The 17,348-nt window shown below is 50.8% G+C and carries 17 protein-coding genes and 1 pseudogene; 9 read left to right on the top strand and 9 right to left on the bottom strand.

What is annotated here, in order from left to right:
- Window positions 1-48 precede the first annotated feature (48 nt).
- The 3 genes from tkt to hxlA all read right to left on the bottom strand — a co-directional run bounded on the left by tkt (window position 49) and on the right by hxlA (window position 3,447).
- Window positions 49-2,064, bottom strand: coding sequence for a transketolase (tkt, locus tag EBA_RS01515; protein ID WP_192372575.1), 2,016 nt, complete (start codon window positions 2,062-2,064; stop codon window positions 49-51).
- 198 nt (window positions 2,065-2,262) lie between these two features.
- Window positions 2,263-2,796, bottom strand: coding sequence for a 6-phospho-3-hexuloisomerase (gene hxlB, locus EBA_RS01510; protein WP_192372573.1), 534 nt, complete (start codon window positions 2,794-2,796; stop codon window positions 2,263-2,265).
- A gap of 3 nt (window positions 2,797-2,799) precedes the next feature.
- Complete coding sequence (gene hxlA / locus EBA_RS01505; RefSeq protein WP_192372571.1) at window positions 2,800-3,447, bottom strand: 3-hexulose-6-phosphate synthase; 648 nt, start codon at window positions 3,445-3,447, stop codon at window positions 2,800-2,802.
- Window positions 3,448-3,882: 435 nt separating this feature from the next.
- On the opposite strand from hxlA, the gene thpR reads away from it, so the two are divergent.
- Window positions 3,883-4,398: an RNA 2',3'-cyclic phosphodiesterase gene (gene thpR, locus EBA_RS01500; RefSeq protein WP_192372569.1), complete on the top strand. Its 516-nt coding sequence runs from the start codon at window positions 3,883-3,885 to the stop codon at window positions 4,396-4,398.
- A gap of 14 nt (window positions 4,399-4,412) precedes the next feature.
- Window positions 4,413-4,760 (top strand): phenylpyruvate tautomerase MIF-related protein, encoded by a 348-nt coding sequence (locus EBA_RS01495; RefSeq protein ID WP_192372567.1) that lies wholly within the window; start codon window positions 4,413-4,415, stop codon window positions 4,758-4,760.
- A 151-nt stretch (window positions 4,761-4,911) separates the two neighbouring features.
- Here the strand turns inward: EBA_RS01495 and EBA_RS01490 are convergent, their stop codons facing one another.
- From EBA_RS01490 to EBA_RS01475, 4 genes are all read right to left on the bottom strand, one after another.
- Window positions 4,912-5,238 (bottom strand): ComEA family DNA-binding protein, encoded by a 327-nt coding sequence (locus EBA_RS01490; protein ID WP_192372565.1) that lies wholly within the window; start codon window positions 5,236-5,238, stop codon window positions 4,912-4,914.
- A 131-nt stretch (window positions 5,239-5,369) separates the two neighbouring features.
- Complete coding sequence (gene cmoB, locus EBA_RS01485) at window positions 5,370-6,341, bottom strand: tRNA 5-methoxyuridine(34)/uridine 5-oxyacetic acid(34) synthase CmoB (protein ID WP_192372563.1); 972 nt, start codon at window positions 6,339-6,341, stop codon at window positions 5,370-5,372.
- Window positions 6,338-7,069 carry a carboxy-S-adenosyl-L-methionine synthase CmoA gene (gene cmoA, locus EBA_RS01480; protein WP_192372561.1) on the bottom strand — a complete coding sequence of 244 codons (732 nt, stop codon included), beginning with the start codon at window positions 7,067-7,069 and terminating at the stop codon, window positions 6,338-6,340. The genes cmoB and cmoA overlap by 4 nt, the downstream gene beginning before the upstream one ends.
- 61 nt (window positions 7,070-7,130) lie before the next feature.
- Window positions 7,131-7,778: an MlaC/ttg2D family ABC transporter substrate-binding protein gene (locus EBA_RS01475; RefSeq protein ID WP_225615838.1), complete on the bottom strand. Its 648-nt coding sequence runs from the start codon at window positions 7,776-7,778 to the stop codon at window positions 7,131-7,133.
- Between the two features lie 139 nt (window positions 7,779-7,917).
- Here EBA_RS01475 and hemB point away from each other — a divergent pair, with 139 nt between their 5' ends.
- The 7 genes from hemB to EBA_RS01440 all read left to right on the top strand — a co-directional run bounded on the left by hemB (window position 7,918) and on the right by EBA_RS01440 (window position 16,338).
- Window positions 7,918-8,934, top strand: a complete 1,017-nt coding sequence (hemB, locus tag EBA_RS01470) for a porphobilinogen synthase (RefSeq protein ID WP_192372557.1) — start codon at window positions 7,918-7,920, stop codon at window positions 8,932-8,934.
- Window positions 8,935-9,056: 122 nt separating this feature from the next.
- Entirely contained in the window at window positions 9,057-9,902 is an 846-nt protein-coding gene (gene aroE, locus EBA_RS01465; RefSeq protein WP_192372555.1) for a shikimate dehydrogenase, read from the top strand.
- A gap of 73 nt (window positions 9,903-9,975) precedes the next feature.
- Window positions 9,976-11,256, top strand: a complete 1,281-nt coding sequence (locus tag EBA_RS01460; protein WP_192372553.1) for an HDOD domain-containing protein — start codon at window positions 9,976-9,978, stop codon at window positions 11,254-11,256.
- A gap of 4 nt (window positions 11,257-11,260) precedes the next feature.
- Window positions 11,261-12,550 carry an HDOD domain-containing protein gene (locus tag EBA_RS01455; RefSeq protein ID WP_192372551.1) on the top strand — a complete coding sequence of 430 codons (1,290 nt, stop codon included), beginning with the start codon at window positions 11,261-11,263 and terminating at the stop codon, window positions 12,548-12,550.
- A 1-nt stretch (window position 12,551) separates the two neighbouring features.
- The gene (locus EBA_RS01450) at window positions 12,552-13,916 is read left to right on the top strand and encodes an HDOD domain-containing protein (protein ID WP_192372549.1); all 1,365 of its coding nucleotides are present in this window, start codon (window positions 12,552-12,554) and stop codon (window positions 13,914-13,916) included.
- Window positions 13,917-13,950: 34 nt separating this feature from the next.
- Window positions 13,951-15,990 (top strand): oligopeptidase A, encoded by a 2,040-nt coding sequence (prlC, locus tag EBA_RS01445; protein WP_192372547.1) that lies wholly within the window; start codon window positions 13,951-13,953, stop codon window positions 15,988-15,990.
- A 60-nt stretch (window positions 15,991-16,050) separates the two neighbouring features.
- Window positions 16,051-16,338 (top strand): hypothetical protein, encoded by a 288-nt coding sequence (locus EBA_RS01440; protein ID WP_192372545.1) that lies wholly within the window; start codon window positions 16,051-16,053, stop codon window positions 16,336-16,338.
- Between the two features lie 58 nt (window positions 16,339-16,396).
- Here the strand turns inward: EBA_RS01440 and tssJ are convergent, their stop codons facing one another.
- Window positions 16,397-16,903: a type VI secretion system lipoprotein TssJ gene (gene tssJ, locus EBA_RS01435; RefSeq protein ID WP_192372543.1), complete on the bottom strand. Its 507-nt coding sequence runs from the start codon at window positions 16,901-16,903 to the stop codon at window positions 16,397-16,399.
- A gap of 250 nt (window positions 16,904-17,153) precedes the next feature.
- Window positions 17,154-17,333, bottom strand: a pseudogene (locus EBA_RS01430) (PoNe immunity protein domain-containing protein); the annotation flags it as partial.
- Window positions 17,334-17,348 lie beyond the last annotated feature (15 nt).

Below are 17,348 nucleotides of genomic sequence, written 5' to 3'. Positions count from 1 at the left end.
CGTGAGGCCTCGATCATTCAATCCAAGCCTCACCTAATGTTTACAAAATTAAAGAACGGCTTCCACATTAGCGACGACATTGTCCACGGTGAAGCCGAACTCTTTGAAGAGTTGACCTGCCGGGGCCGATTCGCCGAAACGGTCCAATCCTATGACTCTACCCGCGCTGCCGGCATATTTCCACCAGCTGTCGGTCACACCCGCTTCTACCACGACACGCTTGGTCACGCTAGGCGGCAACACGCTGTCTTTGTAGGCTTGCTCTTGGGCTTCGAAGACGTTGGTCGACGGCAGGGAAACCACGCGGATTTTTTTGCCTTTCGCGGTGAGCGCTTCGGCAGCTTTGATCGCCAATTCGACTTCGGAGCCGGTGGCGATGATGATCGCTTCCGGTGCGCCGTCACTGTCTTTCAGGATGTAGCCACCTCGGCTGATCGCGTCAATCTGCGCTTGGCTGCGAGCCACGTGCGGCAGGTTTTGACGGGAGAAGATCAGGGTGCTGGGGCCGTCTTGACGTTCGATGGCAGCTTTCCAGCTCACGGCCGATTCCACTGCATCGCACGGACGCCAGACTTGCATGTTGGGGATCATGCGCAGGGTGGCGGTTTGTTCGACGGGTTGGTGGGTCGGGCCGTCTTCGCCTAGGCCGATTGAGTCGTGGGTGTAGACGAAGATGGTCGGGATTTTCATCAATGCGGCCATGCGCAGGGCGTTACGGGCGTATTCGCTGAACATCAGGAAGGTGGCGCCGTAGGGTTTGAAGCCGCCGTGCAAAACAAGGCCGTTCATGATGGCGGACATGCCGAATTCACGCACACCGTAGTAGATGTAGTTGCCATCGTGTCCGGCGGCGTTGACGTCTTTGCAACCGGACCACAGGGTCAGGTTGGAGCCAGCCAAGTCGGCGGAGCCGCCCAGCAGTTCCGGCAGCAAGGGGCCAAAGCCGTTCAGGGTGTTTTGTGAGGCTTTGCGGCTGGCGATGGTTTCGCCTTTGGCATTGACCTCTGCGATGAAGGCGTTGGATTTTTCGGCCCAGTCGGCAGGCAGTTGGCCTTTGACGACGCGACGGTCAAATTCGGCAGCCAGTGCCGGATGTGCAGCCTGGTAAGCCGCGAATTTGGCGTTCCAGTCGCTTTCGAGTTTGGCACCTTTGGCATTGCCATCCCAACCGGCTTTGATGTCGGCAGGAATCTCGAACGGGGCATGCGGCCAACCCAGGTTTTCACGGGTGAGTGCAATTTCCGCTTCGCCCAAGGCGGCACCGTGGCATTCTTCTTTGCCTTGTTTGTTCGGCGAACCGAAGCCGATGGTGGTTTGGCAGCAGATGATGGTCGGTTTGTCGGTGACTTTTTTGGCGGCTTCGATAGCGGCTTTCACTGCCTCGGCGTCGTGGCCATCCACTTTAGGAATGACGTGCCAGCCATAGGCTTCGAAACGTTTTGGGGTGTCGTCCAGGAACCAACCACTGACATTGCCGTGACCACGCACTTCACCATCGATAGAGATGTTGTTGTCGTCGTAGAAGGCGATCAGTTTGCCCAGTTTCATGGAGCCGGCCAATGAGCAGGCTTCGTGAGAAATACCTTCCATCAAGCAACCGTCACCCAGGAAGACGTAGGTATGGTGGTCGACGATGTCGTGGCCGGGACGGTTGAATTGGCCGGCCAGAGTACGTTCCGCCAAGGCGAAACCCACGGCATTGGTGATGCCTTGTCCCAGGGGACCGGTGGTGGTTTCGACACCGTCGGTGTAGCCGTATTCAGGGTGGCCTGGGGTTTGCGAGTGCAGTTGGCGGAACTGTTGCAGTTCTTCAATAGGCAGATTGTAGCCGGCCAAATGCAGCAAGGAATAAATCAGCATGGAACCATGACCGTTGGACAGGATGAAGCGGTCGCGGTTGGGCCATTTAGGGTTACTGGGGTTGTGTTGCAGAAAATCGTTCCACAATACTTCTGCGATGTCAGCCATCCCCATCGGCGCACCAGGGTGGCCTGAGTTGGCTTTCTGTACGGCGTCCATGCTAAGTGCGCGGATGGCGTTCGCTAAGTCTCGGCGCGAAGGCATGTTGGTCTCCTTTTTATTTTGTTATTTTAGTTGCGACATTCGATTTCTCAAACATCACTCTGGCTGAGGCTGGTAAATACAAGGAAGACCAAAACCACACTCTCGTTCAGACTGCTGGAATCGGTATCGCCTTGACACCCGAATATAATGTAAAAAACCTGTGACCGAATTGCTCCGATCACAGGTTTACACGCTAAGTTATTCCAAGTTGGCGTGTCTTGATCTCATTTCTTCTTCTGCAATACCTTTATCGTGGATTACATGCGAAATTGTCGCCTCCAGGAAAAACAAGGTAGAGAGCTCAAATACAGTACCCATCGGCATGCCTTTGACTTTACCGTACTGCTCCGATCTGCCAACTTGCAAAGTGACATCAGCCATGTCGCCAATAGTTGAATCGTCTTTAGCCGAAATCAGCACAATTTTTGCGCCGACTTCTTTAGCCTTTTTAGTGAAGGCAATCAGCTGCTCGGTCTCGCCAGAGCCAGAGATAATGATCAACAAATCGCCAGCTTTGATACTCGGCGTAACGATTTCACCAACAACGCTAACCTCATAGCCGCCATGCATCAAACGCATGGCAAAGAAATTGCCGACCAGCTTTGAACGGCCAGCGCCCGATATAAAAATGCGCTTGGCTTGATCCAGCATGTCGACCAGAGTTTTGTCATGCGAATCGGGTGTCGCTTCCAGAATCCCTGAAATTTTGTCAATAATTAACTGCTGATGCATGACTTATACCGCCGCTGCGTCAACCAGTTCACGGATTTCACGAGCCGCTTCAGCAGGTGAAGGCGCGCCGTAGATAGCCGCACCAACAACGATGATGTTCGCGCCGGCTTCAACCACTTGTTGCACAGTGGCTTGTTTAATACCGCCGGCAACAGAGATGCGAACGCCCAGACCCAAACGAGCGATGTCGTTCAGATCGGTAAACGGAGTGTGGCCAGCTGCTTGAGCATCCAGACCGGTGTGAATACCGACGATTTGCGCGCCTAATTTGACGGACTCTCTAGCGCAATCTGCTTTGTCGGCAACATTGATCAAGTCGATTTGAGTTTCTGCACCGTGTTGTTTCGCGGCTTTGATAACGCCGGCGATAGTGGCCAAACCGGATACGCCCAATACGGTGCAGATATCCGCACCAGCAGCGTAGAAAGCACCGGCTTCGTATTCGCCTGCGTCCATGGTTTTCAAGTCAACCAACAACAACTTGTCTGGGAAACGTTGTCTCAGTTCTTTAACCAGGTTGATACCGTTGTATTTAATGCAAGGGGTGCCGATTTCGAAAATGTCGACATAAGGTGCTACTTGATCTGCCAACGCAACGGTTTGGTTGAAATCCAGTGAGTCCAACGCCATTTGAATTAATGGTCTTGCCATGTGATGTGCTCCGAAAGTTTTAATTTTTAGTAATAGCCGATTCTTGCAAATTGCCACAACCCGCTAGGCTTGTCACGTACGTGTGATGCATTTGTAACTGTAAGATAGAAATGGGATATATGTCAATGCTTAGCAACTCTGCGCTGCTTACAGACAGAAGGGACAAATCCTTACTAGACTATTCCGCATCTAAACCTTAGGATGAACAAAACTAGCCGGCAAACCGGGCAAAATTGATTTTCAATTTTAGAATTCGCACGTTACAAACTGATAAATCTGGATATTTTTTTGGTGGACTATCAATCCTCGTGACAACAAACTAGTTGATAGCAAAAACCAATGACTTAGTAGCCAGTTGTAGGCGCCCCAATCAAAACTTTTGATCCTACCGTCAAAAGTCATATTGCCAGCGAAGAGCAACAGGGGAAATGCAACATGAAACGTCTCTTTTTTGCCTTATGGCCAGAACTACACATAAGACAACAATGCGCGACTTTGACCGGCAAACTGAATAGCTCCGGGAAACCGGTTACCCCGGCAAATTTACATGTCACACTGTTGTTTTTAGGGCGAACCTCTCCCGAACAGCAAGCTGCCGTCACAAGAGAGGCCTCACAAATACCAGCCTCGCCAACCACGCTGAAATTTGATCACCTGAGCTTCTGGAAAAAGCCGGCAGTGCTGTGCCTAACCGCCAGCCAATTCGATCAAAACCTTTCTAAATTGCACGAAAACTTGGTCAACATTGCGAAACAACAAGGAATTGCCGTCGAAGATAGGCCATTTACGCCACATGTCACGCTGGTAAAAAAAGCCTATTCGGTAATCGATATAGGTTTCTCACCCGTTATTTGGCATTCCGACGGATTTTGCTTGGTAGAATCCTGCGCGGGTGCCAACGGCATTGAATACCGAATTATTGAACGCTGGACAACAACCCTTCCACCCTAGACTGGAGACTGAACATGCCTTTTTTAAAGCTGAATACCAACATTACGTTAGACGCCGAACAGAAATCAACAATGCTAAGCGAGCTATCGCAGCTTCTGTCCAAAGAAACCGGCAAACCGGAACGCTATGTAATGATCTACCTTTCAGAAAACAACACCATGTTGTTTGCCGGCAGCGAAACCCCCTTAGCCTATCTGGAATGCAAAAGTATCGGTTTGAGCCACAGCCAGGCTAAAAGTTTGTCCACATCAATATGCCAACTGCTAAACACCCGTCTTTCCATACCTCAGGATCGGATTTATATCGAATTCAGTGACTGCCCACCTGACTTCTGGGGCTGGAACGGTTCGACGTTTGGCTAAACTCGGGCAGCATTTTTACCGATAAACGTTACACCCGAGCATTAATGAGGGTACGACGGGCATATAACTTTAGCAATCTCAAAATAGACTCGCCACAGAAACAGACTCAGAGAGCTGGCGCACCAAACACAAGCACGCCAACTCAGTTGCGTTATTTTGGTTTTTTAACTTCTTGAGGTTTTTCCGGCGTCTCAGGCTTATCGGTTTTCACCGCAGCAGCGGGAGCCGGATCGCCAAACAGGATATTCTTTTCATTCTGTTTGGCGGTTTTCTCCCCGATGCCGGAGACATTTTCCAAATCTTTCAAGGTCTTAAACTCGCCATGTTCCTTACGGTATTGAACCACGGCTTCGGCCTTCTTCGGACCTATACCCGTCAGAGCCTTGGAAATAGCTTCGGCATCGGCTTGGTTGATATTGATTGGCTCGGCTAAAACGGCAAAAGAACACAGCATTAAAAGCATAAACAACTTTTTCATGGATTTTCTCCGAAATGAATTAATAAAGAACGCCTAGACCAATCAGCGCACGCATTATCGGCTGATCTTACAGACTAGGAAAGCTTAGATCGTTCTTTAAATTTTACAATCCATAAACAAAAATCCACTGATTATTCGACGCTAGCCATAATTACCGCACGAACCGGTGCCGGCAAGCCTTCGCAAGTCAAATCGGGAGACTTTGGATCGAGAAAATCCGCCAAGGAATGAAACCGCATCCACTCAGTACTACGCTGCTCGTCGACGGAGGTCTTGGCAACATCCGCCAAGCGAATATTTTTAAAACCGCAACGGCGCATCCATAACATCAACGCTGCGCAGCTCGGCAAAAACCAAACATTACGCATTTGTGCATATCGCCCCTCAGGCACCAACACTTGCCCGGCATCGCCTTCAATTACCAGCGTTTCCAAAATCAATTCACCACCCGCGCGCAAACAAGCTTTCAGCTCCAGTAAATGATCAATAGGCGAACGACGGTGATACAACACTCCCATCGAAAACACCGTATCGAACAAGCCCAGGTTCGGCGGCACATCTTCAATCCCCAGCGGCAACAGATAAACCGGCGCTTCGCCATGTAGCTTACGGATAGCATGGAACTGCATCACACTGAGCAACGTGGGATCAATGCCAATCACCAATCTCGCTCCTGCACCGAGCATGCGCCAACAATGATAGCCATTGCCGCAACCGACATCCAACACCAGTCGATTCCGAAGCGGCGCAATCTGGTCTTTCACCCTATCCCATTTCCAATCCGAGCGCCATTCGGTATCGATATCGATGCCAAATATCCGATAAGGCCCTTTCCGCCAAGGATGTAGCTGCTGCAATTGCTCGCGCAAACCGGCCCGTATCTCTTCGGAAATATCCTCTGCATGACCTATTCTGACGCTCTCCAACAAATCGACATTCGAGCGAGTCAAGTCCGGCAAATCGTCTATTGCCTGTTGCCAGCGCTTTAGATCGCCGTGCGACGAGTCCGCGAAAGCGGCTGCCAATTGTCCAGGCAAACGGCTTACCCAGACTTCGTCACCGGCCGCCGCCAAGGCTCGATAAAGACCTTGGTATAGCGTCATTTCAATGCAATCATTGAAGCGAAGTTGAAATACTGAAACCAGACTTCCGCGCTGGCGAACCCCGCCGTTTTCAAGCGCTGTTGATGCGCGGCAAAGGTTTCCGGAATCAGCACGTTTTCTAGTGCGCTGCGCTTTTGGCTGATTTCCAGCTCGCTATAGCCTTGCGCTTTTTTGAATAAGTGATGCATATCGATCTGAAGAGCCTGTTGCCGGACATCGTCGAATGCCAGCTTTTCAGACAAAATCAAAATCCCACCCGGTAGTAGTCCCCGATAGATCGTAGCCAAAAAAGCCTGCCGGTCAGCCAATGGAATAAACTGCAACGTAAAATTCAGCACAACCACCGAAGCATTACTAATCGCGACATCGCGAATATCGGCACATAAAATGTCTATATCGACTCCGCCGGGCGCAGCCGACAGATTTTGCCGACATTGCTCGACCATTGCCGTTGAACAATCCACCGCTACGATCCGACAATTCTTAATCGAGATTTGCTGGCGCATAGCCAGGGTCGCTGCACCCAACGAACAGCCCAAGTCGTAGCAAACACTATCTTCTTTGGCAAAGCGCGCCGCCAATAAACCGATTGCCGAGATGATGGTGCTGTAACCGGGAACCGAGCGCCGGATCATGTCCGGAAAGACTTTGACGACAGCTTCGTCGAAGCTAAATGCACTGATTTCGCCCAGTGGACTGGCGTAAAGAGAATCTTTAGCGGATTGCATACTGATGATAGTTCCCGGCCGGCCTAAACAGCACAGCCAAGAACATTAAGAAGGGATAAACTTATGAATTGTTCTTGTTACTTAACGCTTCGGTATTGCGTTTGGCTAATTGGTTGATGACCTCTTGCAGCGAGCCAGTGCGCTCCACTTCATTTTTGAAGCTGGTGCGATAGTTAGTCACCAAGCTGACCCCTTCAATCATGATGTCATAGGCTTTCCATTGGCCTTTTACATTCAACATCCGATAGTTAACGGCGATAGGCTGCAAACCGGGTTGTAACACTTCAGTTTTGATCAATACTTTTCTTTCGTCTTCTTCCGGCGTAATCGGCAAAAACCGCACGGACCAATCTTTAAATTCAAAAAAAGCCCTGGAATACGTTCTGATCAACAAAACCTGAAACTCTTTTTTAAAACTATCTTTTTCGGCAGGAGAAGCATCCTTCCACATTTTCCCCAACACCAGCGAAGAAATCAGATCGAAATCCACATTCGGATAAATCACTTCCTGTACGAAAGCATTAATTTTTTGGAAGTCATGCGGAAAAGCCGGATCCTGCAAGCGTTGCTTCAATTTGTTGGACGCATCCTCAATAGCACGCTGCGGCTCGCTCAAATCGGCCGCAGCAGCGGGCAAGGACAAAAACATTCCGGCGAACAAGCTAAAAACCACTACAAATATAAAATGCATATGACGTTTGACATTCATAAAAACCATCTCAAAAAGGTATCGCCGGCTAATTTCAACCGCCTTCATTCGATACACTGCTAAAATAAAGGCTGAAGCGCTAACCCGGCTCCAGATTCCAGCCAACCCATCGGGCCAGCAAGTACCTTATTATATTACTATGGAAGAGATGTCACACCCTAAAGACTTTTTCCCAGCCACCCGGATGCGCCGAATGCGTTACCAGGCATTTTCCAGACGACTGATGCGGGAAAATCGCTTAAGCTGCGACGATTTAATTTGCCCGCTATTCGTTATCGAGGGCGATAAAAAACAAGAAACAGTCGCGTCCATGCCAGGCGTAAACCGGTTATCCATCGACCTGCTGCTGAAGGAAGCAGAAACATTATTAAACCTAGGCGTTCCAGCGATTGCTCTATTCCCCGTGGCTAATCCGAACAAAAAATCCTTAAGTGCGGAAGAAGCTTACAACCCTGACGGATTGGCGCAACGCTGCGTACGTGCCTTGAAAGACGCGCTGCCGGAATTGGGTGTGATCACCGATGTGGCCTTGGACCCTTTTACCGCACACGGCCAGGATGGCCTGCTGAACGACCAAGGCTACGTAGTCAACGACGAAACCGTTGAAGTCCTCTGTAAACAGGCTTTGTCGCATGCTGAAGCCGGCGCCGACATCGTCGCACCATCCGATATGATGGATGGCCGTATCGGGGCAATCAGAACCACACTAGAAGCGCATGGTCATATCAACACCCGAATTCTGGCCTATTCCGCGAAATACGCCTCCAGTTTCTACGGCCCCTTCCGCGATGCGGTCGGCTCGGCCGGCAATCTGGGCGGTGGTAATAAATACAGCTATCAAATGGATCCGGCCAATTCGGATGAAGCCTTGCGGGAAATTGCCCTGGACTTGAGAGAAGGCGCCGATATGATCATGATCAAACCCGGCATGCCTTATTTGGACATTATCCGCCGGGCCAAGGAACAATTCGGTGTGCCCACGTTTGCCTATCAAGTCAGCGGCGAATACGCAATGCTGAAAGCCGCCTCGCAAAACGGCTGGCTGGACGAACAACAAGTGGTAATGGAATCCCTGCTGGCATTCAAGCGTGCCGGCTGCGATGCAATACTGACTTATTACGCTAAATCCGCCGCCCAGTGGCTAAAACAACAATAACTACACAAAAGTACCCGGGCATGATCGAGAACTTTGAACTTTATGCCAATACCGAACTGGGTGCGCAATGATAGCCCGCGCTTTCCTACAGGGATATTGGCGCAGCAAATACACTAACAACGATGAAAATTGAATATTATGCGGTGTTCGGCCAGCCGATCAGCCACAGCAAATCACCTCGCATCCATAAGTTATTTGCCGATCAAACCAGCCAACTCATGGACTATTCCGCCCAAGAGGTGCCAGCAGATACCTTTACAGTAGCGACAAACCATTTTTTCGCCGAAGGCGGCAAAGGTCTGAATTGCACCGTTCCGCTCAAAGAGCTGGCTTGGCAATATGCCCACCAACTGACAGAACGCGCGCGTCTGGCAAAAGCAGTCAATACTTTAGTCTGCCAAGCGGATGGCAGCATTTTGGGCGACAACACCGACGGTACAGGCTTACTGAACGACTTGATCGTCAACCACTGCATAGCGCTGAAGGGAGTCAGGATTCTCATATTGGGGGCCGGCGGCGCGACGCGCGGCATTGTGCCCCCCCTGTTGGAGCAAAAGCCATCGGCATTGGTAATCGTCAATCGAAATGTAGGCAAAGCCCAAGCTATTGCCACAGATTTCGCAGCGCTGGGCCCGGTGCAAACTTGCGATTACGCTAGCTTGATCGATCAACAATTCGATTTGATCATCAATGCCACGTCGGCTAGCCTCAGCGGCGATTTGCCACCCTTGCCCCCAGCGTTGTTGAGCGCAGGCGGCAGCTGCTACGACCTGGCTTACGCCAACCAGGTGACCGCATTTGTGAAGTGGGGCCTAGCCAACAATGCGACTCACAGCCTGGACGGCCTAGGCATGCTAGTGGAACAGGCCGCGGAAGCTTTTTATCTCTGGAGAGGTATTCGACCGAACACTGCGCCCGTCATTGAATTACTAAACGACGAACGAAAATTAAGCAGCACAAACAGATGAAACTATTGACCGGGGCGATGTCCATGGTAACAATCTCCCCAAATCGCCCGCCATTAACGTTTACTGGAATAATATGAGTGGAATCAGAGCTTTTTTTGAAAAATCCCATGCTAAAGGCAAGCTTCAGCAGAATGCGCAACGCATTACGCCGGAAACGCTAAAACAGTTATTCCCTATCAGGAATTTAAGCGATGAGATATTACAAACCTTCGCTACCGAGAATCACATCGAAACCCTGCAAGCCGGCAACACATTATTTAGTGTCAATCAACAGGCAACGTGCGCCATATACCTGCTGCGAGGCACGGTAACCTTGGCCGACCACAACGGCAAAAGCTATGAAATATCGGCAGGCACCGCGCAAGCCAAATTTCCTATCTGTAGCGGCATCAAGCATACCGCCACCGCCACCGCAAAAACCGAGATAGACGTGTTGCGGGTCTCCCTGAAAATAATGCTGACGCCGAGCCGCCAAGACCACGGCAAACTCTATATTCCCGATGAGTTGCATAACAACCGGCTATTGAGCTTATTTGTCGAACACTTTGAAAATAACGAACATGAGATAGAAACTCCCTCACTACCTGAAGTGGCGATCAATCTGCGCAAAGCCATCCAAAGAGATGTCAGCATCGACGATGCCGTCAAAATCATCCAGCTCGATCCAGCCATCTCCGCCAAATTGATAGAAGTCGCCAATTGCCCGCTGTATCTGACCACCGTACCGGCGAAAAACTGTAAGGATGCGGTAGTACGCATCGGCCTGAATGCCACCCGCAATCTGGTGACAGCGCTGAGTATGAAGCAGATTTTCAAAAGCAAATCGCCACTGATTAAAAATCATATGGAAGACCTTTGGAAACAAAGCCTTTACCTGTCTGGCCTCTGTCACGTACTAGCCAGCCACAGCTTGCAGCAAAATCCAGAGAATGCCTTACTAGCCGGCTTGGTCTGCGATATCGGCGTGATTCCGTTTCTGAGTTTTACCGCCAACTTACCCCCCGAATACCATAACGACGCCGAGATCGTGGAAGCCATGCCCTTCATTAAAGGCCCGGTTGGCGCAGTGGTGCTGAGAGAATGGGATTTTGCCGACGAATTCATCGAGGTGGCCAAATCGTCTAGCGACTGGTTTCAAAGCAGTGGCGATACATTAACCATGACCGATATCGTCGTTCTCTCCAGGCTACATGCCTTAATCGGTAAAAAAGCCACAGGCGATCTACCGGCGATTACCGCCATCCCGGCGGCGGCCAAATTGAAAAACTTCTCTTTGTCTCCGGAAAACACGTTAGCCATCTTGCACGATGCCAAAACCAAAATTAACGAAGCATTGAGCATATTTACGTCCTAGTCGCATGATCTGGAAATTTTTAAAAAAATCACCGGACAAAACGCCGATAGAGACCAGCCCAACAGAAGCCACCGTCAACCACCTGCCGTTGAGCTACTTACAAAAGCTCATCCCGTTGGGGGACTTGCCGGCGGCGGAATTATTGGCCATACCCGCGACAATGCATAACTTCAACCCTGGCGACATCATTTTCAATCGCGGCGCCGCGTCGGAACAACTCAGCTATCTCTACACCGGCACCGTTTACTTGGAAGCTAATAACGGCACCGGTTATACGATCAATGCCGATACGTTTAAGGCATTTTATCCATTGGCAACATCCGGCGAACACACCTTCAGCGCGATCGCCAAATCGCCGACCCAGGTAATCTATATGCCGCTGTCCAACTTGCAGCACAGCAGCAAACCCGTCAACAATCCGCTGATCAACCCCGAGCGTATCCCGCCTAAGCTACGGGACAGCTTTTTTTTCGATAGCTTTTGCGATACATTTAGAGCCGACAATCTGCATGTTCCAAGCCTTCCAGATGTTGCACTCCGTTTGCGCAGTGCCTTACAAAAAGACATTAGCATCGCCGATGCGGTGAAGATTTTAAATCTGGACCCTGTTATATCCTCCAAACTGATTCAGGTGGCAAATAGCCCGATCTACCGTAGCGACAACCCAATCACCAGTGGTCATGATGCCGTCAATCGGTTAGGGTTTAAAACCACGCAAAATCTGGTTACCAGTATCAGCCTGCACCAGCTGTTCCGAAGCCGCAACCGACAACTGAACAACATTATTCAAACACTTTGGAAACAAAGCATCCAAATTGCCAGCCTAAGCCACACACTGGCCGGAATTACCCGAAAAATAAACGCTGACGAAGCCTTGCTGGCCGGGTTAATTCACAATATTGGCGCGTTACCCATCGTCACGTTTGCCGAAAGCATCGATATTTCGCGGTACACTGAAGAAGAATTACAGGCCAGTATCGATTGCCTGCAGGGTTTGGTAGGTACCTATATTTTGAAAAAATGGCATTTCCCGGATAACTTTCAGCAAATCCCCATCAATACAACCCATTGGTATTACGACAATGGCCAGGGCTTGCAACTACATGACGTAGTCTTGCTGGCAAAATTTCACAATCAACTCGGCGGCGCAAACACCCAAAAATTACCGCCACTAAATACCTTACCGGCCTTTAAAAAACTGGACGACAGCACACTGACACCGGACATGTCGCTGAAAGCGCTACATGACGCAAAACAACAAATTGCCGATGCGCTGATTTTTTTTCGGACCTGACATGAATTGGTTTACCAACCTATTTGAAAAAAAAGTCATCCCCCACCATACGCTCCCAAGCGCCACCAGCCCGACACCGAACGACCGGGCCAAGCCGCCGCTCGACATCGAGCTGTCCCGACCGATTACCGAGCATCGGCAAAGCCTTACGACGGCGCAACTGAAACAATTTGCGCCGCTACGCGATCTCGACGACGCCACCCTAACCGCGCTGCCGCAAGCAACCTTGGGTTATCGCAAGCGCGACATCCTATTTGTCCACGGCCAACTGACGCACAGCGTGTTTTATCTGCTAAGCGGGCAGTTGTCGATGCAGCCCAATAGCGAAAGCAGTTACCAAATCGATGCAAATTCCACATTGGCTCACCTGCCGCTAAATAGCGGCAGCCGTTGCGGAGCCACCGCAACCGCGCTCACCAATGTGTCGATTTTGGAAATTCCCATCGAACTGAACCGGCTGTGGACCGAAAAAAGCCAAGCAGCCGCCAGCTGTTTGGAACTGGTCGATATTCAGTTACCCGCACCTATCAACGGCAGCAGCTTCTTTAACAACTTCGCCCAAGCCTATCGGGAAAACAAGCTGCGCCTGCCGTCCTTGCCCGATGTCGCCCTGAAGCTGAAAGAAGCCATGAAAAAAGACATCGGCATTCACGATGCCGCGGAAATCATCCAGCTTGATCCGCCCATCGTGGCAAAATTAATCCAAGTCGCCAATAGCGCGTTGTATAGCACCGGCGCATCTATCGGAAATTGCCACGACGCCGTGGCCCACATCGGCCTGAATGCGACCCGCAATCTGGTGATGGGTATCAGCATGAAACAATTATTCAGCTGCACCGACCCGGAGCTGATGAAGGGCATGCAGGCATTGTGGAAAAACAGCCTGTATGTCTCAAGCTTAAGCTTCGTACTTGCCCAGGAATGCAGCAATATCAATCCGGAAGACGCACTGCTGGGCGGGCTGATCGCCGATATAGGCGCTATTCCGCTATTGCATTTTGCCGAACAATCTCCCGACGGCGGCCCCAGCTTCCTAGAGCTGCAAGCCGCGCTTCCCTATTTGCGCGGCCCGGTCGGAATGTTGATGCTCCATACGCTAGGGTTTCCCGAGCAACTCGGCAATATTCCGCATCAAGCGGAAAATTGGCTATACGACAGCGGCCCTGAACTAACGATGACCGACATTGTGATCCTGGCGAAATTGCACAGCTATTTCGGTTCCGGCAATGCCCGCGACCTGCCTTATATCAATTCTATACCCGCGTACAGCAAGCTCAGTAACGGCAAACTCAACCCCGACTTCTCGCTGATGGTGTTGCAAAAAGCCCAAGCCCGCGTCAATGCGGCAATGCATCTGCTGTCCTGATCACTCCCATACTCCTACTAGACTGGCTACCGACATGACCAATCCCTTACTAGAAAACACCGAACTACCGCAATTTTCCAAAATTCTGCCCGAACACGTAGAACCCGCCATCAACCAGCTACTCAGCGACGCTCGGCAAGCCATCGCGCGCCAACTGGAAACCGGCGGCCCTTACACTTGGCAAAATCTGATCGAACCGATCGAAGCCGCCGAAGACCGACTCAACAAAGCCTGGTCACCGGTCAGCCATATGAATTCGGTGGTCAACAGCGAAGCGATGCGCGACGCTTATAATGCCTGCCTGGGTAAACTCAGCGAATATGCCACCGAAACAGGGCAGAACCGGGCTTTATACGAAGCTTATCAGGCCATCCACGACAGCGCGGATTTTGCCAAACTCGACCACGCCCAGCAAAAAATCGTCAATAACGCCCTACGCGATTTTCATTTGTCCGGCGTGGACTTGCCGGCCGATCAGCAAGCTCGCTACAAAGACATTAACCAGCAATTGTCCAAACTGGCTAGCCAATACGAAGAAAATTTGCTGGATGCTACCAACGCCTGGCACAAACAGATTAGCCATATCGACGACTTGGCCGGCCTGCCGGAATCCGCGCTGGCGCAAGCCAAACAAGCCGCAGTAGCAGAAGAGCAGGACGGCTGGCTGATCAACCTGCAATTTCCGTCCTATCTGGCAGTAATGACTTACGCCGACAACCGCGAATTGCGCCGCGAACATTACGAAGCCTTTTGCACCCGCGCTTCGGATCAAGGACCAAATGCCGGCCAATGGGATAATTCCGAACTGATGGAACAAATCCTGGCTCTGCGCCACGAGAAAGCCCAATTACTGGGATTCAACAACTACGCCGAATATTCGCTAGCCACCAAGATGGCCAAATCCACCGACGATGTCGTGAAATTTCTGGAAGATCTTGCCGATAAATCCTGGCGCCAGGCCCGCCGGGATTTGACCGAACTAAAAGAATTTGCCGCCAGCGAGCACGGCCTGAACGATTTACAAGCCTGGGACATCGGTTATTACTCGGAAAAAATGCGCCAGCATTTCTACCAATTATCCCAGGAAGAGGTAAAAGCCTATTTCCCGGACAGTAAAGTCGTACCAGGCCTGTTTGCCATCGTCGAAAAACTCTATGGCCTGCAAATCAGCGAGATCAAAGACTTCGACACCTGGCACCCGGACGCCCGCTTTTACCGGATTCTGGATAAAGACGGCCAATTGCGCGGCCGCTTCTTCCTTGATCTCTACGCCCGCGCCAAAAAACGTGGCGGTGCTTGGATGGATGATTGTGTCTGCCGTAAAAAAGTCGGCGGCGAGCTACAAACACCGGTCGCCTATCTAACCTGCAATTTCACCCCACCGACCGGCACCGGCCCGGCCTTGCTGACCCACGACGAAGTGGAAACGCTGTTCCATGAATTCGGCCACGGTTTGCATCACATGCTGACTCAGATAGACCATCTCGGTGTGTCCGGCATCAACGGCGTCGAATGGGATGCGGTGGAACTGCCCAGCCAATTCATGGAAAACTGGTGCTGGGAAAAAGAAGCGTTGGGCTTAATCTCCGGCCATTATCAAACCGGCGAACCGCTGCCCGATGCGCTATACGACAAAATGCTGGCCGCCAAAAATTTCCAAGCCGGCATGATGATGGCGCGACAACTGGAATTCAGCTTGTTCGATTTCAAAATGCACCAGCACTACAGTCCGGCCAAGGGCGGACAGATTTACAGCATCCTCAAACAGGTGCGCGACCAGGTAGCAGTGGTCAAAGTACCGGAATTCAACCGCTTCGCCCACAGCTTCTCACATATTTTTGCCGGCGGTTACGCGGCCGGTTATTACAGCTACAAATGGGCGGAAGTGTTGTCGGCGGACGCGTTTTCCTTGTTCGAGGAAAAAGGCATCTTCGACCAAACTACCGGCGCGGCATTTTTGCACAACATCCTGGAACAAGGCGGCAGCAGCGAGGCGATGACCCTGTTCAAAAATTTCCGCGGCCGCGAACCCAATATTGATGCACTGCTCAGACATAATGGTATCGCTGCGTAAATTTTTCCCGCATTACCTTAATGTTACGCATCAAGGCAATCGAGTTTTTAAGGAGTTAGCATGAAAAACTGCCCTCAATGCGGCCAGCCCAGGTTGGGCGAGGAATTTAAGTGTCCGAGTTGCGACGTGTTCTATTCCCAGCTCGACGAATTGCTGTATGAAGAACAACAAAAGCAGGAAAGCCAAACGCTAAAAGGCGCGTTTAAACGCATCCGCGCCGCCGAAAACCACTCACAAGCCCTGCGTAATGAGTTAAAAACCATTTGGCGCAACACACCGTTAAAAACCAAGATCGTCATTTGGACCGTCATCGCCTTCGTGTTTGTGCTGGTCGTACCGATTTTTTAAGCGCTTAAAACGATCCGGGACTAAGGGCTAACCCATAGTCCCGCAAATTTCTATCCGATTAGTCTTCCTTAGGTGCCGGGGGCGGTGGCTCGGTTGGCGTATTGGTGACGGTTAAACTATTCGCATCCAGTTTCAGTAAAACCGCGTTGTTCTGATGAGCTTTCAACTCGGTCAACGTGCGCCAGCCGGCATTATCCAGTTTACGAAAAGCCGCGAAAAAACCCAGTATCCGGGTGTCTGCAGCTGGTTCGATCCGCAGAACTTTATTCTCGCCAGGTTTTAACACCAACTCTTGCTTACGTACCAAATCCGCGCCCAAAGTAGTCTGCTCTTTATCGAAGATGGCAAAAAAATCGGCACCGTTAAATGCGCTTTGCTCCCGTAACTCGTAGACTCTTAAAACTACCGGGGAGGCCTTGTCGTCCGCGTCAGGGTTAATTGACTTGGTGGCATTTAAAGTCAACTCGACCACTGTCGGTGGCGGCGGTGCGGGTTGTTCAGGCACTTCAGCGCAGGCAGTCAGCAGCGAAACAAACAGAATTGGTAGTAATCTGACCAGCAACATACATCTATCCCATTTACAGTACAGTTAGCTACATTCTGCCACAGTCACACAACGCTTGCCGAACCAGACTGATTTCCATCATCAAAAATAGGCTTTGTTGCATCAATCGAGTAGCGATCCCCCGCCCGCTGAACGGATTTTGGGTGCAGCCCCTCCTAATTGGGGAGCATGCCTCCACTTCAAACTCACCCTTGCTTAGCTGGCTGGTCTGTCATTTCAACATGTGGCTTTAACCCAACCTCCGGTAATGCTATACCAGATCGGCGGGATAATGTGGATTGGCCGCGATTGCAGTGTCATCAATATCGAACAGCATAGCAACTAGCGCAGCTTCAAAACACCAATAACCAAAATAGGCACCTTCCGCACCCTCATGGCTATCATGCCAATAAATAGGCTTCATGCGCTTGTACCAGCCTTCCAGGTATTTTTTTAGTTTGGCGGA

This window comes from Methylomonas albis, assembly GCF_014850955.1.
Taxonomy (GTDB): Bacteria; Pseudomonadota; Gammaproteobacteria; order Methylococcales; family Methylomonadaceae; genus Methylomonas; species Methylomonas albis.
This window is presented reverse-complemented; position numbering and strand designations above follow the sequence as displayed.